Here is a 22442-nt window from a genome sequence, read left to right on the forward strand (position 1 = left end):
TACCCGGGCGCGGTTGTGCGCAGGCGGGCGGTTGTACGTGGGGGCGATCGACCGCGGGCCGGCCGTCTGTGCGTCAACCGCCCGTGCGTGAACCACTTTTGGGTGGCCCGCGGCGTCAACCGCCCGCGGGCCGCCGGTACATGCGTGTCGCGGTGATCTCCCCGTGCACGGTCTCCCCCGCCGACTGCTGCGGCAGCCCGGGCCGCAGATGCTCCTCGACCCGGATGTACTTCAGCCCCGCGCGCAGGTCCGCGTCGTTGCGCAGCCGGATCACCAGCGGGAACTCGGCCAGTGCCGTGGTGTCGAACAGGCCCGTGGTGTAGAGGAGTTGCACCCCGAGCGCGTCCGCGACCGCCCGCTGCAGCTCCAGGAGGTACGTGGCATTGGCCCGCCCGATCGGGTTGTCCAGGAAGAGGGTGCCCGCGTGCCGGTGCCGGTCGCGGCCCCGGTCGTTGGAGCGCAGCGCGGCCATCGTGCAGTAGAGGGCGATGGCGGCGGTGAGCAGCTGGCCGCCGGAGAAGACGTCGCCCATCTGCCCGACCGGCACGCGTTCGGCGCGCAGCACCGCGTCCGGCTTGAGGATCTCCACGGAGACCCCGCGCGGTTCCAGCGCGGCGCGCACCCCGCGCAGCAGCAGCGACATCCCGTCCCGGCGCAGATCGGAGTTCTTGCGCACGGCGGCCCTGGTCGCCTCGTCGATGACCTCGCCGAGGCGTTCGGTCAGGGTGGCCTGGTCGGGCTCCTCGAAGCGGATGCGCAGGAACTCCTGGCCGGACCACTCGCCGAGGCCCTCGGGCAGCCGGGAGAGCCGCTGCGCCGAACGGAGCGTGGCGAGCGCCGACTCGACCAGTCCGCGCAGCCGGTCCACGATGCTGTCCCGATTGCGCTCCAGCTGCTCCAGTTCGTCGGTGAGCACCCGCAGCCGGGGCGCGAAGGCCTCGGCCCACTTGGCGGCGTGCTCCGGCAGCGCGGCGGCGGGCAGTTCGCGGATCTGCTGCCGGGCCGGGGTGCGCACCTGCTCGTAGCGGGTGGAGTTGGCGTGCCGGACCAGGATGTCGGAGGCCTCGCGGACGGCGGACTCGGCGGCGGAGAGGTCGGTGGCGCAGCCGCGCAGTGAACGCCGGGCCTCGGCCGCGGCGTGCCGGGCCTCCTCCAGACCGCCGCCGAAGGCCTCGGGCGTGCTCTCGCCCTCAGCCTCCTGGCTCTCCCCCGGGTCCCGCAGCAGGTCGCGCAGGAGGGCCCCGGTCTCCTCGAAGCCGCCGACCGCCTCCTGGGCGCCGCGGTGCTCGTGCAGCAGGGCGGTGTGCGCCTCCCGGGCCAGCTCCCACGCCTCGGTGTCCGCGGCGAGTTCGGCGGTGGCGGCCCGCAGCAGGGACTGCGCCTGCTCGGTGTCGGCGGGGACCCGGTCCTCGGGGAGTTCGGTGTGCGCGTCCCCGGCCTCGGGGGCCTGCCGCTCGGCCTCCCCGCGCAGCCTGCCGAGCTGCTCGCTCGCGGCGGAGGCCCGGGTCTCCAGGAGCTGGACGTGTTCCTCGGCGCGGGCGGCGGCCGCCTGCCGGGAGGGCCCGTCGGCGCCGTCCGGCGACTGGAGCAACTGCCCGGCCCGGGTACGGACCTTGTTGCTGAGGCGTTCCAGCTCCGCGAGGGCGGCGCTGTCGTCGCTCTCGGCGCGGGCCTGCTCGGCGCGGAGATCGGCGCCGACGCCGACCTTCTCGTAGAGCTGGGAGGCGGCGCGGTGGGCCTCGCGCAGCGCGGGCAGGGCGACGGCCGGGCGGTCGGTGTCCGGGGCGGCGGGCTCGGGCAGCTCGTCGGGGACACCGGCGATCTCGGCGCGCTCGGCGCGCAGGGTGCGGGCCGTGCGGCGGGAGTCGTCGGCGGCCCGCTGCGCGGCGCGGCGGTCCTCGTCGGCGGCCCTGGCCCGCTCCAGGAGCCGCTGGGCCCGCTCCTGGGACTCGGCGGCCTCGTCGGCGAGTTCGCGCAGCCGCACCTGCCAGCCTGCGCGCTCGCGGAGCCGGAAGGCGAGTCCGGCCAGCGCGTCGGCGGCGCGGCGGGCGCGCTGGGCCGCCTCCTGGCGCACCTCGCGCTCGCGGGCGGCCTCGGCCGCGGTCTCCTCGGTCTCGGCGCGCACCGGCCGGGTCTCGTCCAGGGCGCTCTGGCTCTCCTCGGCGAACTCCCGGGCGCGCTCGGCCGCTTCGGCGAGTTCGGCGAGCCGGCCCTCGGGGCAGCCCGCACGCCAGGAGGCGAGGCGGGCGGCGAGGTCGCGGTCGAGGGCGAGGCGTCCGGCCAGCGCCCGGATCTCCTCGTCGCGGCGGGTGGCGCGCTCGCGCAGGGCCTGCCGTTCCTCGTCGGCGGCGCTCTCGTCGTGCATGGCCGGGTTCGGCGCGACGAGGAAGACCTCCGGGGACTCCCCGGGCCGGGCGGGGGCGAGCAGGGCCGCGGCGGTGCCGACCGCGACCGTGGAGCGGGGCAGCAGGGCCGCCTCGGCGAGTGCCTCGCGGGCCCGGGCGTGGGTGGCCGGGTCGGTGATGACGACGCCGTCGACGAGTTCGGGCCGGGCGGCGAGCACCCGCCCGTGGTCGGCGGGGTCGACGGACTGGGCGAGGTAGCGCCAGCCGGGCAGCGCCGGGATGCCGTGCTCGCCGAGGAACTCGACGGTGGCGAGGACGTCCGGACCCGGCGGCAGCAGCCCGCCGTCGCCGAGCGCGGCGAGGATGCGGGCGTCGTCGGCCGCGGCGGTGCGCAGGTCGAAGAGCTGGCGTTCGGCCGCGGCGATCCCGACGGCGAAGAGGGCGCGCAGCTCCTCGGCGCAGCGGTCCAGGGCCTCGGCGTCGAGCCCCTGCGGGGCGGGTCCCTGCGCGGGTTCCGCGGTCTCGTCCCCGGTACGCGGTCCGGGCACGGCGGCGCGGGCGGGCGCCCCCGGCAGTCCGAGGAGTTCGGCGAGCCGCTCCTCGCCCGCGAGGGACTCGGCGGTACGCAGCTGGGTCTCGTACGCGGCCCGGGCGGCGCGGTCGGCGTCGGCGGCGCGGGCGGCGGTCAGCTCGGCGCGGCTCTCCTCGGCGGCGGCCTCCTTGGCGCGCTCCGCGGACTGCCGGGCGGCCTCGCGTGCGGTGTCCCAGGCGGCGACGGCGTCCTTCTCGGCGTCGCTGGCGGCGAGCGCGGCGCGCGCCGGGTCGGCGTCCGGGGCGAGCCCGTCCAGCCAGCCGGCCCGTACCGCCTCGGCGGTCTCCTGCTCGACCTCGTCCAGGCGCTGGCGCAGATGCCCGGACTCGCTGCGGGCGCGCTGGGCCTCGGTGGCGGCGGCGGTCGCCTCCCGGTGGGCGCTCTCCCCCTCGGCCTGGAGCGCCGCCGAGCGCTCCTCGCCCTCGGCGGCGAGCTGTTCGGCCTCCTCGGCGGCGGCGTGCAGGGCGCGTACCAGCTCGGCGGCGGCAGCGGCGCGGGCGGCGAGGGCGGGTGCCGCGTCGCGTTCGGCCTCCTGGATCGCGGCGGCGACCCGGGCGGAGCGGTCGGCGGCGGCGCGGTGCCGGAGCACGACCTCGGCGGCCTGCCAGGCGGCGTGCAGGGTACGGGCCTCGGCCAGCTCCCGCTTCTGGGCGGCGGCCTTCTTCTCGGCACCGGCGAGGGCCAGACTGGCGTGCCGGTAGGCGAGTTCGGCGGCGATCAGCGCGCTGCGGCCGCGGGCCCGCTCGGCCTCGGTGACCTGCTGGGCGGCGTCGGTGACCTGCCCGGCGAGGGCGGCGGTGCGGGCGCGTTCCCGGGCGGCGCGGGCGCCGAGGCGCCGGGCCAGCTGGCGGGTGCGGCGCTCGGCGCCCGCGTGGATCTCGCGGGTACGGGCCCGGGTCCCGGCGGCCTCGACGATCCGGCCGAGGAGTTCCACCGAGCCCGCGGTGAAGTCGCGTTCGGCGATCAGCTCGGCGCGGCGGCCGAGCTTGTGCGCGAAGCCGCCGACCAGGTCGGCGAGTCCGTCGGTGTCCCGGGTGTCGGTGACCGCGCGCAGCAGCAGGTCGGTGAAGTCGGAGTCCTTCTTCACCGCGAAGAGCCCGGCGGCCTCGCCCTCGTCGGCGTTCATCTCGCGCTGGTAGCGGAAGAGTTCGGGGTCGAGCCCGAGGTCGGAGAGGTGCTCGGTCCAGCGCTCATGGATCTCCTCCCAGTGGATCTCCAGATGCGGGTAGGCCTTGCCCGCGTCGGTGAGCGCGTCCCGGAAGCCCTTCATGGTGCGCCGTCTGCCGCGCGCGCCGGAGGCGCCCTCGGCCGGGGCGGGCACGGTGGTGGCCTCGGCGACCGGCAGGCTGTCCAGGCTCAGCCCGGGTCCGGGCCGGAAGGAGTACCAGGCCTCGGCGAATTTGCGGGGGTCGCCGGAGACCTGGCGGCCGCGCCACTCGCTGGTCTTGCCGACCACCACGCACTCGCCGGTCAGGGTGTGCTGCCACTCCAGGGCGACATGCCCGCAGTCCTCGGCGAGCAGGAACTTGCGCAGCACCCCGGAGCTGGCACCGCCGAGGGTGTTGCGGTGGCCGGGCAGCATCACCGAGAAGATCAGCTTGAGCAGGACGGACTTGCCGCCGCCGTTCTCCAGGAAGAGCACCCCGGCGGGGGCGGGCCTGCGCGGCGGCCCGGTGGGCTCCTCCTCGAAGAACTCGGCCTGGGTGGGCGCGGGTTCGGGGACCGGCTCGCCGACCGAGCGCAGGTCGAGCACGGTGTCGGCGTAGCGGGCGCCTGCCGGTCCGATCGAGTAGAGGCGGATCCGGGACAGCTCGTACATGGCGGCGGACTCTCGTGGTGAAGGGGCCGGTCCCAGGTGGCCGGGGCCCGGCTGGTCGGAGGGGCAGGAGGGCGGCGGGGCGGGTGCGGATCGGCGGGGCGGACGGTCAGGAGTGGAAGGGCAGTCCGGCGTCGGCGGCGAGTTCCTGGTCCTCCTGTGCCGCGGGCAGCAGGCTGGCGGTGCCGTCGGTGACGGGCACCACGCCGAGTTCGAGGAGTTCGGCCATGGCCGCGCTGCCCGCCATGTCCCGGACCTGGAGCTGGTAGCGGGCCGTGGTGCGGAAGGTGCCGCCCGACTCGTCCCCGGTGCGCTGGAGGAACCCGGACTCGGTGAGGAAGGCGACCGCCTTGGCGATGATGCCGGTGGTCGAACCGGCCGGCCGCCGCGCGTCCTTGGTGGCCCCGGTGGCGCTGCGCCGCGACCAGACCCGCCAGGCGGCCTCGAGACCGGGGGCGTCGGAGGCCGGGTCGGTGTTCTCGCCCTGCTCCTCGGCGCGTTCCTGGAGGCGCAGGCAGGCCTGGCGTACGAAGGCGTCCACGCCGTTGACGCTGACCCGGCCGATGTAGCCGTCGTCGGCGAGGTCCTCGGGCCGCGGGAAGGACATCGCGGCGACCGCGAGATGGGCGAGTCCGTGCAGGAAGCGGTCGGTGGCGTCGGCGGCGGTGCGCCGGGAGTAGTCGCCCATGCGGACCGCGAAGACGGAGTCCTCGGCGGCGGTCACGGCCATTCCGGCGCGCGGGGAGACCTCCAGGACCACCAGGCCGAGGCCGGTGGCGACCGCGTCGGCGAGGCGGGCGAAGGGCGGGTCCTCGCGGTAGCGCCGGAGCAGGTCGGTGTACTCCCGCTCGCGGGCGGGCTGGAGCCGCGGCTGGAGACCGAAGGAGACGAGCCGGGCCGCGTCGGCGGCGTCGGCGGGGGTGAGCGCCGCCGGGGTCCCCGGCGGCGCCGCGCTCTCGCTCCACGCGGGCTGCTCTGCGTGGTCGCTCACCACTGCTCCTCCTTGCTGCGGCGGACCGCGGTGACACGGGGGCCGGGGGCACGGCCGGTGGTACGGGGGCGGGTGGTGGGCGCGGGGGCGGAGCACGGGTGCCCGCCCGGGCCGGGCCGGGCGGGCGTACGTCCCGAAGTGCGGTGCGGCGGGCGGGTGTTCACGCGGCCTCCGTGCGGTCGGCGGCCATCCCGGCGGCGTCCAGGAGCGCGGTGCCGACGATCAGGTCGGCGCCGCCGAACTCCTCGTCCTCCAGCGGGGTCCCGTCGTCCACGGCGAAGAGCAGCTTCTGCTCGCCCTGCCGGTAGGCGGTGCCGACGGCGGGGCTTGCGGCGTGCACCGCGAGCAGGGCGACCAGATAGGGCAGTTCGGTGTCGCCGCCGGAGCGGCGCCGGGCCTCGGCGAGCAGTCCGCTCAGCCGCCGCGGGGCGTCGGCGGGCAGGTCGAGCAGTTCGGCGGCCTCGGCGAGCTGCTCCTCGCTGAAGCGGCTGTCGTCCGGGGTGGCGATCAGATCGGGCTCGGGCATCTCGGCGCCGAGGTGCTCGCGCTCCTGGGGCGGGGTGAGCAGGGTCTCGACGAGGTCGCCGATCCGTACGCTGTGCGGGCTCCGCAGTCCGGTGCCGCGGGCGAAGAAGACATCGCTCACCCGGCTCGCCCGCTCCACCGGCAGTGGAAGCAGCGGGGCGAGCAGCTGCCCGTACAGATCGAGTCCGGAGCGGGCGGCGGGGGCGGCGAAGGCCTGCCGGTCCTGCTCGGCGCGGAAGAGCGGTCCGGCCTCCAGGAGCCGGGACTGGAGCTGGGTGTGGCGGCGGATGCAGTCCTTGACGATGTCGACCAGCTCGGCGGCGCGGCGCTTCTGGTCGGGTTCCTCGGACTCGTCGCGGGCCTTGCGGATGTTGGTGAGGATCGCGTTCTCGTGGCGGTACCGGTCGGCGACGTGGTCGAGGGCCTCGGCGATCATGTCGGGCACGGTGGTGAGCCAGTCGACCGCGCGGACGTTGCGCCGGGTGGCCTCAAGTGCGCGGCGCAGGGTCTCCGCGTACTGCACGGTGCGGTACCTGGCCTGCTCGGCGGCGAGTTGGGCGTCCGCGAGCCTGCCCCTGCTGATCAGCACCTCCAGCTTGACCTCGGCGGCGATCTGGGCGCTGGTGACATCCGTGTCCAGGGCGCCGACCAGGACGTTGACGGCCTCGTCGGTGGTGCGCAGATAGACGCTGCCGCCGGTACCGGGGACCTCCTCGACGAGTTTGAAGTCGTAGTCGCGGCGGACGTAGGAGCCGTCGGGGGCGAAGGTGCCGTAGACGGCCCGGAAGCCGCGGTCCACGCTGCCGACGTTGATCAGGTTCTCCAGGACCCACTGGGCCACCCGCTGGTGCTCGGCGGCGGGGCGGCCCGGGGCCTGGGCGGCGACCCGGGGCAGCAGTCTGGCCACTATCTGGTCGTGGTCGGCACCGGTGTCGAAGTCCATGTTGAGGGTGACCAGGTCGATGGCGGCGAGCGCCACCTCGGCCATCGCGTACCCCGAGTACTCCCCGGCGAGATTCGCCTTGCGGGCGTCCAGGTCGTGCAGCGGGGCGGTGCAGGCGAGCGCGCGCAGCCGCCGGGCGAGCCCCTCGTCGGCGGCGGGGCCGGGAGCGGGCCGTGCGGCGGCGGAGTCCGTGCGGGCGGGCGAAGTCACGGTGGACAGCGTAGGTCCTCGGTCCGACAACGGCCGAAACGGCGCAGCTGGGAGGGGGCGCGGGGCGGTTGGGGCTGCGGGGTGCGGTTCTCGCGGTACGGGCGCGGGGAGGCGTCGCGTACGGGCGCGGGCGCGGGCTGCGGGGTTCAGGACCCGCCCGGCTCGGTGTCCGCCATCCGCTGCCCGTAGACGTCCAGCAGTTCGCGCAGCGAGTCGTCGAGGTAGCCGACGAGCAGCTCCTCGGCCTGCCGGATCTCCCCGGCCTCGAGGACCTTGAGGAGGTGGGCGTTGCGGGCGAGATAGGGCTCGTGCAGGCGCCGGGGGTCGGCCACCACATGGAAGGCCAGGCGCAGTTCGGCCAGGACCCCGCGCATCAGTTCGTCGGTGCGCTCGCTGCCCGCGAGGGCGACGAGTTCGCGGTGGAAGTGGATGTTCGCGGTGGAGACCGCGCTCCAGCGGCCGGCGTGCGCGGCCCGCCGACCCTCGATGACGGTCTGGGCCACCGTGTGCAGCGGGCGGGGGCGCTCGCCGAGGGAGCGGACGACCGCGCACTCGACCAGCTGCCGGGTGCGGTAGATGTCCTCGACGTCGGCGGTGCTGAGCATCCGGACGAACACCCCGCGGTTCAGCCGGTGTTCGAGCAGCCGCTCATGGGTGAGCAGCCGGAAGGCCTCGCGCAGGGTGTTGCGGGAGACGCCGAGGGCGCCGCCGATGCTCTCCTCGGAGAGCCGGGTGCCGGGTGTGAAGTAGCCCTCGCTGATGCGGGACTTGAGGATGTCGGCGACCCGCTCCGCGGTGCTGGTGCGGCCGAGCAGGGCGCGGTCGCCCGCCAGTTCCGGCAGCCCGGCCGGGCCGTCCGTCGCCCTCACGGTTCCTCGCTCTCCGGTGGCCGCCCGCGTCCGCTCGCCCTCGTACGGCGGCCGCTCGCCACGCACCGGAATTCTGCACCGGGACGAGAGAACAAGACAACAGGGGTATTGAGGGATCGTTCAACGATCCTCTAACTTGTCGGCGGGGGAACGGAGCAACCGGCACGGGGCAGCGGGCCCACCGCCCGCGAGTCCGGCTGCTCGCACCACACCCGTCCGACACCACGAGGTGCCCATGAGCACAACCCCGCCACCCGGCCCGACGACCACGAAGAACGCCGCAGGGCAGCAGACCCCGGCGGAGGAGGGCGGCGCCCTCGGCTGGTTCCGCGACCTCGGACCCCGCGGGCAGCGCGCCTTCGGCGGCGCTTTCGGCGGCTATGCCCTGGATTCCTACGACTACTTCACGCTGCCGCTGAGCATGGTCGCGCTCTCCGCCTACTTCAGCCTGGACAGCGGGCAGACCGGGCTGTTCACCACGGTCACCCTGGTCGTCTCCGCGGTGGGCGGCGCCGTCGCGGGCGTACTGGCCGACCGCATCGGCCGGGTGCGGGCCCTGCTGCTCACCGTCATCACCTACGCCGTCTTCACGGTGGCCTGCGGTTTCGCCCCCAACTACGAGACGCTCCTGGTCTTCCGCGCGCTCCAGGGCCTCGGCTTCGGCGGCGAGTGGGCGGTCGGCGCCATCCTGGTCGCCGAGTACTCCTCGCCCCGGCACCGGGGCCGCGCGCTCGGCGCCGTGCAGAGCGCCTGGGCGGTCGGCTGGGCACTGGCCGCGCTCGTCTACACCCTGGTCTTCGCCTTCCTCGACGGCGATCTGGCCTGGCGGGTGATGTTCTGGACCGGGGCCCTGCCCGCGCTGCTCGTCCTCTGGGTGCGGCGCAGCGTGCACGACGCCCCCGAGGCGGAGGCCCGGCGCAAGGAGAACGTCCGCCCCGGCTCCTTCCTGGCGATCTTCCGACCCGGTGCGGCGGGGCGGCCGGGGCTGCTGCGCACCACCCTCTTCGCGGTGCTCCTGTCGACCGGTGTGCAGGGCGGCTACTACACCCTGGCCACCTGGCTGCCGACCTACCTCAAGAACGAGCGGGAGCTGTCGGTGGTGGGCACCGGCGGCTATCTGACCTTCCTGATCTCCGGCGCCTTCCTCGGCTATCTGACCGGCGGCTACCTCACCGACGTCCTCGGCCGCAAACGCAATATCGCCCTCTTCGCCTTCCTCTCCGCGGTCAGCGTGCTGGCGTACACCAACGTCCCCGAGGGCGCCGACACCCTGCTCCTGTTCCTCGGATTCCCGCTCGGCTTCTGCATGTCGGCCATCTTCAGCGGCTTCGGCTCCTTCCTCAGCGAGCTGTACCCGACCGAGGTACGGGGCGCGGGCCAGGGCTTCACCTACAACTCGGGCCGGGCGGTGGGCGCCGTCTTCCCGACCCTGGTCGGCTTCCTCGCCGACAGCTGGGGCGTGGGCGGCGCGCTCGTCTTCGGCGCGGTGGGCTACGGACTCGCCGCCCTCGCCCTGCTCGGACTGCCCGAGACCCGCGGAAGGGAACTGCTGTGAGCCACGCGCCCGTTCACCCCACCGGGCCGCCGGCCGCGCTCGGTCCCGCCGAGGCGCGGCGGCGCTTCCGCGCCGGCCTCGGCGGACCGACCGCGGGCTGGGCCCCGGGCCACACCCAGGCCAATCTGATCGCGGTGCCCGCCGACTGGGCCTACGAGATGCTGCTCTTCTGCCAGCGCAATCCGGGCCCCTGCCCGCTGCTCGACGTCACCGACGAGGGCTCCTGGACCACCCCCCTCGCGCCGGACGCCGATCTGCGGACCGACCTGCCCGGCTACCGGGTCTGGGAGCACGGCGAACTCGTCGGCGAACCGGACCAGGTGCGCGAGCTGTGGCGCGAGGACCTGGTCGCCTTCCTCATCGGCTGCAGTTTCACCTTCGAGTCCGCGCTGACCGCCGCCGGGGTGCCGCTGCGCCACCTCGAACAGGGCCGCAACGTACCGATGTACGTGACCGACCGCCCCTGCCGCCCGGCGGGGAGGCTGCACGGGCCGATGGTGGTCTCGATGCGGCCGATACCGCCGCGGCATCTGTCGGCGGCGATCAGTGAGACGGCCGTGATGCCCGCGGTGCACGGGGCCCCGGTGCACTGCGGCGACCCCTCCGTGCTCGGCATCGACGACCTCGGGGCCCCGGACTTCGGGGAGGCGGTGGACCCGCACCCCGGCGACATCCCCGTCTTCTGGGCCTGCGGAGTCACCCCGCAGGCCGTACTCACCGCCTCCCGGCCGCCGTTCGCGCTCACCCACGCGCCGGGGCAGATGTTCCTCACCGATGTCCGCGACGAGCAGTACCGCGTCGCCTGAGAAGGAGGCCGCCGCCATGCCCCTGACCGCCATCGACCTCAACGCCGACCTCGGCGAGGGCTTCGGCCGCTGGCACCTGACCGAGGACGAGGCGCTGCTCACCGTGGTGACCAGCGCCAACATCGCCTGCGGCTTCCACGCGGGCGACGCCGCCACCATGCGGCGGGTCTGCGCGCTCGCCGCCGAGCGGGGCGTACGCATCGGCGCCCAGGTCTCCTACCGCGATCTGGCGGGCTTCGGGCGCCGCGCCATGGACGTCCCCGGGCCCGAGCTGACCGCCGAAGTCGCCTACCAGATAGGCGCCTTGGAGGTCTTCGCCCGGGCCGCGGGCAGCCGGGTCGCCTATGTGAAGCCGCACGGCGCGCTCTACAACCGGGCGGTGCACGACGAGGAGCAGGCCGCCGCGGTGGTCGACGGGATCCTCCTGGCGGGCGGCGCGCTGCCGGTCCTCGGGCTGCCGGGCTCACGGCTCCTGGAGTACGCGGCGAAGGCGGGCCTGCGCGCGGTGCCGGAGGCCTTCGCCGACCGGGCGTACACCGAGCGGGGCACCCTCGTCCCGCGCGGCACCGAGGGCGCCGTGGTCACCGCCGCCGAGGAGGTGCTCGCCCGCTCCCTCGGGCTCGCGCGGGACGGCCGGGTCACCGCGCTCGGGGGCCGCGAGATGACGGTGGCGGCACGGTCCCTGTGCCTGCACGGGGACACCGCGGGCGCCGTGGAGCTGGCCCGGCGGGTGCGGCGGGGCCTGGAGTCGGCGGGCCTGCGGGTGAAGGCCTTCGTATGAGATGCCTCCCGGCCGGTGCGCACGCCCTCCTGGTCGAGCTGGACGACGGGGAGCAGGCGGCCGCCCTGCACGCCGAACTCCTGCGCCGCCGCGGCGCGGGCGAGCTGCGCGCCACCGAGATCGTGCCCGCCGCCCGCACCGTCCTGCTCGACGGCCTCGACGACCCGGCCGCGCTCGCCGCCCGGCTGCCCGGGTGGCAACCGCCCCCGGTGGCGGCCGCGGACGGCGCGCTCACCGAGATCCCGGTGCGCTACGACGGACCCGACCTGCCCGAGGTCGCCGCGCACTGGGGCCTCACCCCGCGGGCCGCGGCACTGCTGCACGCGAAGACCGTCTTCCGCGTCGCCTTCTGCGGCTTCGCCCCCGGCTTCGGGTATCTCACCGGCCTGCCCGAGCGGTACGCGGTGCCGCGCCGCGCCGATCCGCGCACCGCGGTCCCGGCCGGGGCGGTGGGCCTCGCGGGCCCGTACACCGGTGTCTACCCGCGCTCCTCCCCCGGCGGCTGGCAGTTGATCGGTACGGCGGAGTGCGTGCTGTGGGACGCGCAGCGCTCCCCGGCCGCGCTGCTCGCCCCGGGCATGCGGGTCCGCTTCGTCCCCCGGTACCTGCCGCCCGGGGAGGAGCGATGAGCGACCGCGCGCTCTCGGTGGTCCGGGCGGGCGCGCTCACCACCGTGCAGGACCGCGGCCGCGCCGGGCACGCCCACCTCGGGGTGCCGCGCTCCGGCGCCCTGGACGCCCCGGCCGCCGCGCTGGCCAACCGCCTGGTCGGCAACCCGGCCGGGGCCGCCGTCCTGGAGACCACCCTCGACGGCTGCGCGCTGCGGCCGCGCGGGACGGTGCTCGCCGCGGTCACCGGCGCGCCCTGCCCGGTACGGGTGGACGGCAGACCGGTGGCCTGGGGCGCCCCGGTGCGGGTGCCCGCGGGCGCGCTGCTCGACCTCGGCCGGGTGACGGCGGGGGTGCGCAGCTATGTCTCCTTCGCGGGCGGCGTCGCGGTGGACCCGGTGCTTGCCAGCCGCTCCACCGATCTGCTCTCCGGGCTCGGCCCGGCGCCACTGACCGACGGCGCCGTACTGCCCCTCGGCCCGGCCGGGACCGCGCCCCCGCCGCGCGGATTCGCGGCGCAGCCCGCGCCGCCCGCCGAACTCCTCCTGCGGGCGAGGCCGGGACCGCGCGCCGACTGGTTCACCCCGGCCGCGCTCGCCCTCCTCGGACGCGCCCGCTACCGAGTCTCGGCGGCGAGCAACCGCATCGGCCTGCGCACCGAGGGACCCCCGCTCCGGCGCGCCCTGACCGGTGAACTCCCCAGCGAGGGGCTGGTCCTGGGCGCGGTGCAGGTGCCGCCGGACGGCAGACCCGTGGTCTTCCTGGCCGACCACCCCACCACCGGCGGCTACCCGGTGGCCGCCGTCGTCGACACCGCGGACCTGGCCGCGGCGGCCCAGGCGGTGCCGGGGACTCCGGTGCGCTTCCTGATGGCTCAGGGTGCTTGAACTCCCGCTGTCCAGCGGGGACTTCACGCGGCTCCGGCGGGCCCGGGGACTCGCTCGCCCATGGAGCGGGCGGGTCCTCGGGGGCCCGGTCACTCATGAACCTGGCGGGTCCCCGGGTCCCCGGGTCCCCGTCGCCCACGAACCGGCCGAGCCCGGCGGCCCGTTGGCCCGTCGGCCCGTCGGCCCGTGGGCCTGCGGTTCCGGGGCCCGCTCACCGATGAACCGGGCGGCCCTGTCACACTTTCGCGCCGCCATCCGTCAGTGCAGTGCAGGACCGCGGTTCCGCCGCCCAATCCCCCGGGGCGGCGGGGCCGCATCTGTGCGTCCCGGGCGCCACCGGGGTACGCACGGCCGGGCGAGGCGGGCGACGGAGAAGGCCCTCCTCGCTCCGCGCCGCTCCCGTTGCTCGCGGGCTGCCCGGACCACCCGTCTCGGACGTCGCCGCCCACCGCCCTGGACGTCGCTGCACCGGGACCTGAACTGCCTCATCCGGCAGCGGAGTCGGGCACGGACAGCGCCGAGTCCGCCGCAGACCCAGCGGATTCCGGCACCCGCGCAGCCGAGTCGGCCGCAGACCGGGCGGAGTCGGCCGCAGACTTAGGGGAGCCGGCCGCCCCCGCGGTGGCCACCGTCCCCACCCGGACCGCCGCCTCATGGGCGCGCAGGAAGCCCTCGACCGCCGCCGGCCAGCCGAAGCGGGCGGCACGGGCCCGCGCCGCCTGCCTGCGCGCGGGCTCCGGGCGGCCGAGGAGTTCCCGTACCGCCGCGGCGAAGGCCTCGCCGTGGTCGGCGGCGGTGGTGCCCGCCGGGCCGAGGACCTCGCCGAGCGCGGAGGAGGCGCTGGCCACCACCGGGGTGCCGCAGGCCAGCGCCTCCAGGGCGGCGAGGCCGAAGGTCTCGGCGGGCCCGGGCGCCAGGCAGAGGTCCGCGGTGGCCTGGAGGGCGCCGAGCCGGGCGCGGTCCTCGACGTGTCCGAGGAAGGTGACCGGCAGCCGCTGCTCGGCCGCGCGCTGGGCCAGCCGCCCGCGCAGCGGACCGTCCCCGGCGACCGCCAGGACCACCCGCTCCCCGCGGGCCCGCAGGGCGGCCACGGTCTCCAGGGCGGTCCAGGGCCGCTTCTCCACCGAGAGGCGCGCGCACATGGCGAGCAGGAGTTCCCCGTCCGGGGCGAGGCGGGCGCGCAGGGCGGGGTCCGCGAGACCGGGGTGCCGGTCGGCGAGGTCGACACCGAGCGGCGCCCGTACGACATTGCGCGCGCCGATCCGCAGGAACTCCCGCTCGGCCCACTCGGTCGTACAGACCACCCGTGAATAGGCCCTGGCGGTACGGAGGTTGAGGAAGTCCGCGGTACGGCGGGCGCCCTCTTCGCCGAGGCCCCAGGTGCGCAGCACGCCGTGCGCGGTCTCGTGGGAGACCATCATGGCCGGGACGCGGGCGCGGCGGGCCCACTCCCCGGTCCAGCGCAGGGTGGTGCGGTCGGACACCTCCAGGCGGTCGGGGGCCAGTTCGGCGAGCAGTTGCCGCAGCCGGGGCCGGTCGAGCAGCACCCGGTAGCCACCGGTGCCCGGGAGCACCGGTCCCGGCAGGGTGATCAGGCGGCCCTGGCCGGTGTGCCGGTCCGAGGCGCGCTCGCCGGGCACGATCAGGACCGGTTCGTGGCCCGCGGCCAGGTAGCCCGCGCCGAGTTCACGCAGGGCGGTGCGCAGTCCGCCGGAGGCGGGGGCGACGAAGTTCGCGATCCGGACGATGCGCAGAGGGCCGCCGCTCATGCCGCCACCGCCGTGCGCTCGCGCAGGACCTCGCCGTAGTGGCCGAGGAGTTCGTCGCCGACGGCGGCCCAGGTGCGGCCCTCGACGGCGGCCCGGCCCGCGGCGCCCTGCCGGGCCCGCAGCGTCGGGTCGGCGGCGAGCAGGGCCACCGCCTCCTTGAGCGCTCCGGGATCTCTCGGCGGGACGAGGAATCCGGTACGGCCGTGGTCGACCAGGTCGAGCGGGCCGCCCGCGGCGGGGGCCACCACCGGGAGGCCGCTGGCCATCGCCTCCTGCACGGTCTGGCAGAAGGTCTCGAAGGGGCCGGTGTGCGCGAAGACGTCCAGGGAGGCGAAGATCCGGGCCAGTTCGGTGCCGGTGCGGCGGCCGAGGAAGAGCGCGCCCGGCAGTGCGGAGCGCAGCCCCGGCCCGCTCGGCCCGTCGCCGACCACGACGACCCTCACCCCGGGCAGTGCGGAGACCCCGCCGAGGAGTTCGACGTGCTTCTCGGCGGCGAGGCGGCCCACGTACCCGACGAGGAGTTCGCCGCCCGGGGCGAGTGTCCGGCGCAGGGACTCCTCACGGCGCCCGGGAGTGAAGCGCTCGGTGTCCACCCCGCGGGCCCAGAGCCGGACCCGGGGGACGCCGTGCGCCTCCAGGTCGCGCAGCGAGACCGTGGAGGGGGCCAGGGTGCGGTCGGCGGCGGCGTGGACATTGCGGATCCGCCGCCAGGCGGCGGCCTCCCCGGTGCTGAGGTAGGTACGGGCGTAGCCCGCGAGGTCGGTCTGGTAGACGGCCACGGCGGGGATCCGCAGCCGCCGGGCGGCGGCCATCCCGCGTACCCCGAGGACGAAGGGGCTGGCGAGGTGGACCAGGTCGGCGCGGTGCGCGGTCAGGGTCGCGGCGAGACGGCGGCTGGGGAGCGCCACCCGGACCTGCGGATAGCCGGGCAGCGGGAGGGAGGGGACACGGACGACGGGGCAAGGGGCGTCCGCGTCGGCCCCCGCACCGGCGGCGGTGGCCGGGGCGAGGACGAGGGGGTCATGACCGCGCGCGAGGAGGTGCCGGGCGGTCTGCAGGGCGCAGTGGGCAACGCCGTTCACATCGGGGGGAAAGGATTCGGTCACGATGACGACACGCATACCGGTGTTGTCCTCGTACCGGACGTGGCCCCGACGACGCGGGCCTTTCGCCCCGGAGAACGTCCCGTGAGCGTTCGGCCTCGCGGCGGTCGGGCTGCGGTCGGGCGGGGCGTCCGGTGGGGGGCGCGGCAGGGTGGGGGCCCGGTGCCGGGGGCTCGGTGCCGGAGGCCGCCGGTCAGCGGTCAGCGGTCAGCGGTCAGCGGTCAGCGGTCAGCGGTCAGCGGTCAGCGGTCAGCGGTCAGCGGTCAGGGCCGAATTCCCCTGGCGGGGCCGACGTCCCGTGGCAGGGTCGACGCCCCGTAGCAGAGCGAAGTCCCGTAGCAGGGACGGGAGTTCGGCGTCCGGCACCCGGGCCTGTCCCCGTGGCCGGTCAGCCCGTCGCCACGTCCGGCCCGATGCGGCTGCGTACCGCCGTCTGCACCTCGGCCTCTTCCGCGGGATCGGCCGCGAGGCGCCGGAGCTGGTCGACGACGCGGGCGTCCGCGGTCTCCGCGTGCCGGGCCGCGACCTCGCGGGTGGACTCCTCGCAGTCCCACAGGCACTCCACCGCGAAGGAGGCGGGGAAGCCCGGGTCGGTCACCGCGAGCGCGCGGGCCGCGCCGCCGCGCAGATGGGAGGAGGCCGTCTCCCGGTAGATGTGCCGCAGTACGGGGGCGGCGCAGGCGATGCCCAGCCGTCCCACCCCGTCGACCAGCGGCCAGAGCGCGGGGGCGTCCGGCCCCTCGGTGCGGACGGCCTCCCGCAGGGCGCCGAGGACGAGGGGTCCGTCGGCGGCCGTGCCGCGGCAGGCGAGCAACCGGCCCGCGGCGGCGCCGAGTTCGTCGGTGCGCGGGGCCCAGCGCCTGGCCTGGGCGAGGGCGGCCGGGTTCCGCATGCGTTCGAAGGCGTCGACGGCGGCCTCGGTGACGGGGTGCGGGCCGGTCGCCGCGGCGGCCTCGACCAGGGCGAAGACCTGCGGGTCCTGGCTGTCGGCGAGATAGCGCAGCGCGGCGCAGCGGGCGCCCTCCTCGCCCTCGCGGGCGGCGGCGACGATCCGCGGCCGGTCCTCGGCGGCGGCGACGGCCGCCAGGCAGCGCGCGGCCGGCACCTGCCGGGCGGCGCCGAGGGCCACCCCCTCCTGGGCCCAGTCCAGTACGGCCTGGACGCTCCAGTCGGGGCGCGGGCCCGCGGGCCGCAGCTGGCGTTGCCAGCGGTCGAAGGAGCCCTGCTCCTGGGCCGCGCGCACCCGGGCGCCGACCTCGGGGCGCGGATCCTCGGCCCACAGCCGCCACGGCCGGGGTTCGAAGGACTCGCGTACGGCGGTGGCGAGTTCGCGCTCTCCTTCGGCCGAGGCCGGGAACCTGGCGAGGATGCGCGGGGCGAGGGCGGCGAGCGCCGCGTCGTCGTCGCGCAGCGCGAGCTCGTCCAGGGCCCAGGCCCAGTTGCTGCCGTGGGCGGCGTAACGGCGCAGCAGCAGCAGCGCGTCCCGCCGCTCGTAGGAGGCGAGATGGCCGAGCACGGAGAGTGCGAGGCCGGTGCGGCTGTCCTCGGTGTCGAGGGTGTCCTCGACGTCGAAGAGGTGCCGCTCGATCTGGTCGAGTCCGCCGTTCAGGTCGAGGTAGAGCCGCGCGTAGTACAGCGAGCGGTTCTCCAGCTGCCAGTCGTGGCGGGGGTCGCGCAGCACACACTGGTCGAGCGCCGCGAGAGCTTCGGGGCGGGGGGCGGTGAGCGCGTGCAGCGTGCCGTCGCCGCGGCCCCGCTGGAGCAGGCCGAGCAGCGTGCCGCTGGGCGCTATGACCGTTTCGAACATGGGAACAGCCTCACATCGAGAGTCGACGCAACCGGGGACCGTGCACTACCTGGCTGCGTGACAACACGTCGGGGTGCCCGTCGTCTCGTGCTTGCTGAAGACCATGTTCCTCTGCCTCTCGTCGATGGCCCGCGGGGGGCCGCTCACGGGCCGCGCGGTGCGGGACCACCTGCCCCGCTGTCACGTCCGTGAATCACGACGTCATGATGGCCCAGGGCTTCTCGCCACCGCGACCAGATTTCCCACGCCTTGGCGACATCTCCTCGCCATCGGCCGTTTCCCCAGGTCAGGGCGGATGTGTCAGGCGGCGCCGAAAAGGGTGAGCAGCTCCTGCTTGCCGAACATCCGGGCCGTGTCGACCGCGGACGGAACCCCGGACTCCGGATTCGCCCCGCCGTCGAGGAGGGCTTCGATCACCTCGTACTCGCCCTTGAACACGGCCCCGGCGAGCGGGGTCTGCCCCCGGTCGTTGGCGCGGTCCGCGTCGGCGCCGCGCTGGAGCAGGGCGCGCACCGCGGGGGCGTGGCCGTGGTAGGCGGCGAGCATCAGGAGGGAGTCACCGCGGTCGTTGGTGAGATCCACCGGAACCCCCGCGTCCACATAGGCGCCGAGGGTCTCCGCGTCACCGCCGCGCGCCATGTCGAAGACCCGCCCGGCCAGCTCCACCACCTCCGGATCGGGACCCGCGGCGGCCTCCGGAGCCACAGCCTCGGGACCGGACGCTCCGGACCCCGGAATCTCGGGACCCGGGACCTCGGGATCGGGCGCTTGACCCATGGGGACACTCCGCCTCTCTGCCGCCCTGGACGGCTCTCGCACTTCGGACCGGACGCGCCGCACCGGACGTGATCCGGCCCCGTACGGGTGAATCGACAGCGTACTGCGCGGGAGCCCCGCGCCCTGGCGAACCGCGGGTCCGCGCACCGTCCGCACACGGGAATCCGCGTGTGGCGCCCGGACGACCGAGTGGATACCGGACGACCAGCGACCTTCATCCGCTTTCCACCCATTTGCAGCTTTAATCATATAGGCACATTCTGTGACCCTAGAAGCACTCATGGTGACCGTCCCCGCCGACCAGGAGAACTCTCATGATTCTGTCCATTTCCGGTGTGGTGCTCCTCGGAGTCATCGTCTTCGTCCTCTTCCGCAAGGACGGGCTCAAGGCCTCGCACGCCATGGTCTGCGCGCTCTTCGGCTTCTACATCGCCGGTACCGCGCTCGCCCCCAGCATCGAGGCGGGCGGCGCGAGCCTCGCCAACATCCTCGGCGGCATCAAGTTCTGACCCTCCCGCACCGCTCGCTCCCCCACCCCGCCCGCTCCTTCCGCTCCTTCCCCGGACCTTTCAGGAGACAGCCGTGGCCCGGCGCCCCCTCCCCCGCATCCTCAGCAACCCCCGCGCTCAGGTGGCCCGCAGCCGGGAGCTGGCGCGGACGGCCGCCGACGGTGCCACCGATGTCCTCCACCCGCTCCTGACGATCAGCCGCGGACTGCGCCGACTGGCCGCGGCGGCCCGTACGAAATGGGCCGAGACTCCCAAGGACCGGCGCGGACCGCTGCTCTTCTTCGTCGCCGCCCTCGTCCTGACCGTCGCCCTCGTGCCGTACGGCCCGCTGCTCGCCCTCGTCACCCTGATGGCCGCGGCGGGCTGGGCGGGCCGCGCACCGGGGGCCGCCGCCGACGAGCCCGAGGTCCCGCAGGAGGACCGCACCGTGCGGCTGCAGTCCCTCTACGACGCGCTCGTCCCCCACTTCTCGGTCCCCGAGGACCCGGATCCGCTCTACGCGCACGGCGGCGAGTGGTCGCGGGCCCTCGGCGACCACGACTTCGACGAGAACGGCCGGGTCAGCAGCCTGACCCTGCGCTATCCCGCCTACTTCCCGGACGGCGACCCGGAGGCGCGCGCCCGCGTCGAGCAACTCCTGCACGCCAAGGCGGGGCGGGGCCGCGAGTACCACTTCGACTGGGCGCAGGAGGCCAACATCCTCACGCTCACGGTGCTCGCGCCGCTGCCCACCGACATCGCCGCCCAGCACTTCGTCACCGCGGCGGAGGAGGCGGTCCTCGGCTTCACCGACCCCGGCGCCGTCCGGCGCACCCTGCCCGTCACCCGGGACGGCTGCACCGAGGACGTCCCGCCGGTGGTCTGGCGCACCGGCGCCCGCTCCACCGAGCCGCATCTGCTCGCCGTGGGCCAGCCGGGCAGCGGCACCACGACCCTGCTGCGCTCGCTCGCCCTCCAGGCGCTCGAACAAGGCGAGGTCCTGGTCGTCGAGGGCAGCGGCAGCGGGGAGTACGCCTGCCTGAACGGTCGGCCCGGCGTCCTCGCCGTGGAGTGCGGGCTCACCGGTGCGCTCGCCGGGCTGGAATGGGCCGCCCGCGAGACCGAGCGCCGGCTGCTCGCCGCCAACCGCGCGCGCCAGGCGGGCCAGGCGCCGCCGCCCGACTGCACCCGCCCGCTGTGGATCCTGCTCGACCGGCCCAGCGTGCTCGGACATGTCGCCGCCGCGGACGGCAGGGGCGATCCCCAGTCGCTGCTCCAGGTCCCGCTGCGGCACGGCAGGGCGGCCCAGGTGACCGTGGTGGTCGCCGAGCAGTTCGACGGACTCGACGCGCTCGGCGAACCGGTGCTCCAGCACACCAGGGCCCGCGTCGTCCTCGGCCGCACCAACGAGGCCCAGACGCAGCTGGTCCTCGGCCTCCCGCCGCACACCACCCCCACCGAGGAGATGCCCCCGGGCCGCGGCTACGCCCGCCTCGGCACCGGCCCGGTCCTCCGCCTCCAGGTCCCGGCCACCCCCGACCCGTACGACGAGGCCACCAGCGAGACCCACCGAGCGGCGGTACGCGCCCTGCTGCCGGAGGCCGTCCCCGAGGCCGAGCCCGCCGCCGTTCCCGAGACCGCCGCCGTCCCCGAGACCGCCACCGAAACCGAGACCGCCGCCGAGGCCGGAGCCGAAGCCACGGAACACCTGCCGGAGGCTCCGCCCGGCGGCACGGACACCGCGGAGCCGGCACAGCCAGTGGAGCCAGCCCAGACGACACAGACGGCACAGACGGCACAGACGGCCCAGACGGCCCAGACGGCCCAGACGGCCCAGACGGCGGACCAAGCAGTAGCAGCAGTGCGGGACAAGGCTGCGGTCTCCCGAGCCCCCCGCGCATCCGTGCCCGTACTCGACGGCCCGGGGTCCTGAAGCATCTACTCGGCCTCGCCTGGCGGCAGTTGACCTCGGTAGACCGCTGCGGCGCACCCGGTCCGGATCCCCGCCGCCGGGCCCGCGCCCCTCAGGCCACGAAGGTCCGCGGCGACTCGCCGCCGGGCGCCGCGCCGCTCGCCACCAGGCGGGCCGCCGCCGCGAGCCGGGCCGCGGCCTCGTCGGCGACCGCGCCGCCGACCGTGAACGGCAGCCGTACGAAGCCCTCGAAGGCGCCGTCCACCCCGAAGCGCGGCCCGGAGGGCACCCGCACCCCGACCCGGTCCCCCACCTCGGCGATCCGGGAGCCGGACAGTCCCCCGGTGCGGACCCAGAGGGTGAGGCCGCCCGCGGGCACCGCGTAGTCCCAGTCGGGGAGTTCGCGGCGCAGGGCGGCGACCAGGGTGTCCCGGTTCTCCCTGGCCTGGGCCCGGCGCAGGTCGACGGCGGACTCCCAGCCCCCGGTGCTGAGAAGCCAGTTGACGGCGAGCTGTTCGAGGACCGGGGTGCCGAGGTCGGCGTAGGCGCGGGCCGAGACCAGGCTGCGGATGACGTCCGGGGCGGCCCGCACCCAGCCGATGCGCATCCCGGCCCAGAAGGCCTTGCTGGCCGAGCCGACCGTGATGACCGTCGAACCCGCGGGGTCGAAGCCGCAGACCGGCCGGGGCATCGGGACGTCCTCGTCGAGGTTCAGCTCGATCATGGTCTCGTCCACCACGAGCACCGTGCCCGCCGAGCGGGCGGCCTCCACCAGTGCGCGCCGCTGGTCCTCGTCGGCGAGGGCCCCGGTCGGATTGTGGAAGTCGGCGACGACATAGGCGAGTCGGGGCGCGGCGTCGCGCAGCACCTGCCGCCAGCGGTCCAGGTCCCAGCCGCCGAGCCCCTCGGCCATGGCGACCGGGACGAGGCGGGCGCCCGCCTCGCGCATCAGCTGGAGGATGTTGGCGTAGCTGGGCGATTCGACGGCGATGCGCTCGCCGCGTCCGGCGAAGAGGTGGCAGAGCGCGTCGGTGGCGCCCATGGCTCCGGTGGTGACCATGATCTGCTCGGGCATGGTCGGGATGCCGCGTGCCGTGTACCGCTCGGCGAGCATGGCCCGCAGGGCGGGCAGTCCGGCGGGGTAGTCGCCGTGGGTGTGCGCGTAGGGCGGCAGTTCCTCCAGGGCGCCCTGCACCGCGCGGGTGAGCCAGGGTTCGGGGGCGGGCAGCGCGGCGGTGCCGAGGTCGATCACCGAGCCGAGCGCCTCCGGCGGCAGCGGTTCGAGTCCGCGGGCCGGGAGCGGATTGCCCGCCGGTACCGCGGTCCAACTCCCCGCGCCCCGCCGGGACTCCAGGAAGCCCTCGGTGCGCAGCGCCTCGTAGGCGGCGGCGACGGTGGTACGGCTGACGCTGAGCGCGAGGGCGAGTTCGCGCTCGGCGGGCAGGCGGGCGGCGACCGGCACCCGGCCCTCCAGGACGAGCAGGCGGATCCCGTCGGCCAGCGAGCGGTAGGCCGGGGGGCGGCGCGAGCCCGGACCCGCGGGCCGGCTCTGCTGGGAGGTGAGCAGCCGGGCGAGCTGGGTCGAGCCGACCGCCGAGGTCCACTGCGCCATGGAAATCAGTCCACCTTCCCCGGATTGGCCATGGATGGCCCTGGAT

Annotated in this window: 16 protein-coding genes; 7 read left to right on the forward strand and 9 right to left on the reverse strand. The window is 75.8% G+C overall.

The window, feature by feature from the left end:
- Positions 1–115 precede the first annotated feature (115 nt).
- From HFV08_RS22175 to HFV08_RS22190, 4 genes are all read right to left on the reverse strand, one after another.
- Entirely contained in the window at positions 116–4756 is a 4641-nt protein-coding gene (locus tag HFV08_RS22175; protein ID WP_168541729.1) for a hypothetical protein, read from the reverse strand.
- A gap of 106 nt (positions 4757–4862) precedes the next feature.
- A complete protein-coding gene (locus HFV08_RS22180) occupies positions 4863–5744 on the reverse strand; it encodes a hypothetical protein (protein ID WP_168541731.1) in 882 nt (293 codons plus the stop codon).
- Positions 5745–5904: 160 nt separating this feature from the next.
- Positions 5905–7422 carry a hypothetical protein gene (locus HFV08_RS22185; protein WP_040255152.1) on the reverse strand — a complete coding sequence of 506 codons (1518 nt, stop codon included), beginning with the start codon at positions 7420–7422 and terminating at the stop codon, positions 5905–5907.
- Between the two features lie 146 nt (positions 7423–7568).
- Positions 7569–8291, reverse strand: a complete 723-nt coding sequence (locus HFV08_RS22190; RefSeq protein WP_312885782.1) for a GntR family transcriptional regulator — start codon at positions 8289–8291, stop codon at positions 7569–7571.
- Between the two features lie 235 nt (positions 8292–8526).
- Here HFV08_RS22190 and HFV08_RS22195 point away from each other — a divergent pair, with 235 nt between their 5' ends.
- Genes HFV08_RS22195 through HFV08_RS22215 form a run of 5 tightly spaced genes read left to right on the forward strand, consistent with a single transcriptional unit; the run spans position 8527 to position 12928 of the window.
- Positions 8527–9846: an MFS transporter gene (locus HFV08_RS22195; RefSeq protein ID WP_168541732.1), complete on the forward strand. Its 1320-nt coding sequence runs from the start codon at positions 8527–8529 to the stop codon at positions 9844–9846.
- Positions 9843–10652 carry a putative hydro-lyase gene (locus tag HFV08_RS22200; protein ID WP_168541734.1) on the forward strand — a complete coding sequence of 270 codons (810 nt, stop codon included), beginning with the start codon at positions 9843–9845 and terminating at the stop codon, positions 10650–10652. Before HFV08_RS22195 ends, HFV08_RS22200 begins: the two co-directional genes overlap by 4 nt.
- 22 nt (positions 10653–10674) lie before the next feature.
- Positions 10675–11433, forward strand: a complete 759-nt coding sequence (locus HFV08_RS22205; protein WP_168541931.1) for a LamB/YcsF family protein — start codon at positions 10675–10677, stop codon at positions 11431–11433.
- On the forward strand, positions 11430–12062 hold the full coding sequence (locus tag HFV08_RS22210) for a 5-oxoprolinase subunit B family protein (protein ID WP_168541736.1): 633 nt from the start codon (positions 11430–11432) through the stop codon (positions 12060–12062). The genes HFV08_RS22205 and HFV08_RS22210 overlap by 4 nt, the downstream gene beginning before the upstream one ends.
- The gene (locus HFV08_RS22215) at positions 12059–12928 is read left to right on the forward strand and encodes a 5-oxoprolinase subunit C family protein (protein WP_168541738.1); all 870 of its coding nucleotides are present in this window, start codon (positions 12059–12061) and stop codon (positions 12926–12928) included. The genes HFV08_RS22210 and HFV08_RS22215 overlap by 4 nt, the downstream gene beginning before the upstream one ends.
- 485 nt (positions 12929–13413) lie before the next feature.
- Here the strand turns inward: HFV08_RS22215 and HFV08_RS22220 are convergent, their stop codons facing one another.
- The 4 genes from HFV08_RS22220 to HFV08_RS22235 form a co-directional block, all read right to left on the reverse strand.
- Positions 13414–14697, reverse strand: coding sequence for a glycosyltransferase (locus tag HFV08_RS22220; protein WP_168541740.1), 1284 nt, complete (start codon positions 14695–14697; stop codon positions 13414–13416).
- Positions 14694–15818: a glycosyltransferase family 4 protein gene (locus tag HFV08_RS22225; protein WP_168541742.1), complete on the reverse strand. Its 1125-nt coding sequence runs from the start codon at positions 15816–15818 to the stop codon at positions 14694–14696. The genes HFV08_RS22220 and HFV08_RS22225 overlap by 4 nt, the downstream gene beginning before the upstream one ends.
- Before the next feature lie 370 nt (positions 15819–16188).
- Complete coding sequence (locus HFV08_RS22230) at positions 16189–17607, reverse strand: HEAT repeat domain-containing protein (protein WP_168541744.1); 1419 nt, start codon at positions 17605–17607, stop codon at positions 16189–16191.
- A gap of 300 nt (positions 17608–17907) precedes the next feature.
- Positions 17908–18246 (reverse strand): ankyrin repeat domain-containing protein, encoded by a 339-nt coding sequence (locus HFV08_RS22235; protein WP_246341952.1) that lies wholly within the window; start codon positions 18244–18246, stop codon positions 17908–17910.
- Between the two features lie 452 nt (positions 18247–18698).
- Here HFV08_RS22235 and HFV08_RS22240 point away from each other — a divergent pair, with 452 nt between their 5' ends.
- Together HFV08_RS22240 and HFV08_RS22245 are read left to right on the forward strand one after the other, a co-directional pair.
- On the forward strand, positions 18699–18893 hold the full coding sequence (locus HFV08_RS22240) for a hypothetical protein (protein ID WP_168541748.1): 195 nt from the start codon (positions 18699–18701) through the stop codon (positions 18891–18893).
- 73 nt (positions 18894–18966) lie between these two features.
- Positions 18967–20805: a hypothetical protein gene (locus HFV08_RS22245; protein WP_312885783.1), complete on the forward strand. Its 1839-nt coding sequence runs from the start codon at positions 18967–18969 to the stop codon at positions 20803–20805.
- Between the two features lie 91 nt (positions 20806–20896).
- On the opposite strand, the gene HFV08_RS22250 is transcribed toward HFV08_RS22245, so the two are convergent.
- A complete protein-coding gene (locus HFV08_RS22250; protein ID WP_168541750.1) occupies positions 20897–22396 on the reverse strand; it encodes an SCO1417 family PLP biosynthesis transcription factor in 1500 nt (499 codons plus the stop codon).
- Positions 22397–22442 lie beyond the last annotated feature (46 nt).

This window comes from Streptomyces physcomitrii (genome assembly GCF_012273655.1).
GTDB lineage: Bacteria > Actinomycetota > Actinomycetes > Streptomycetales > Streptomycetaceae > Streptomyces > Streptomyces physcomitrii.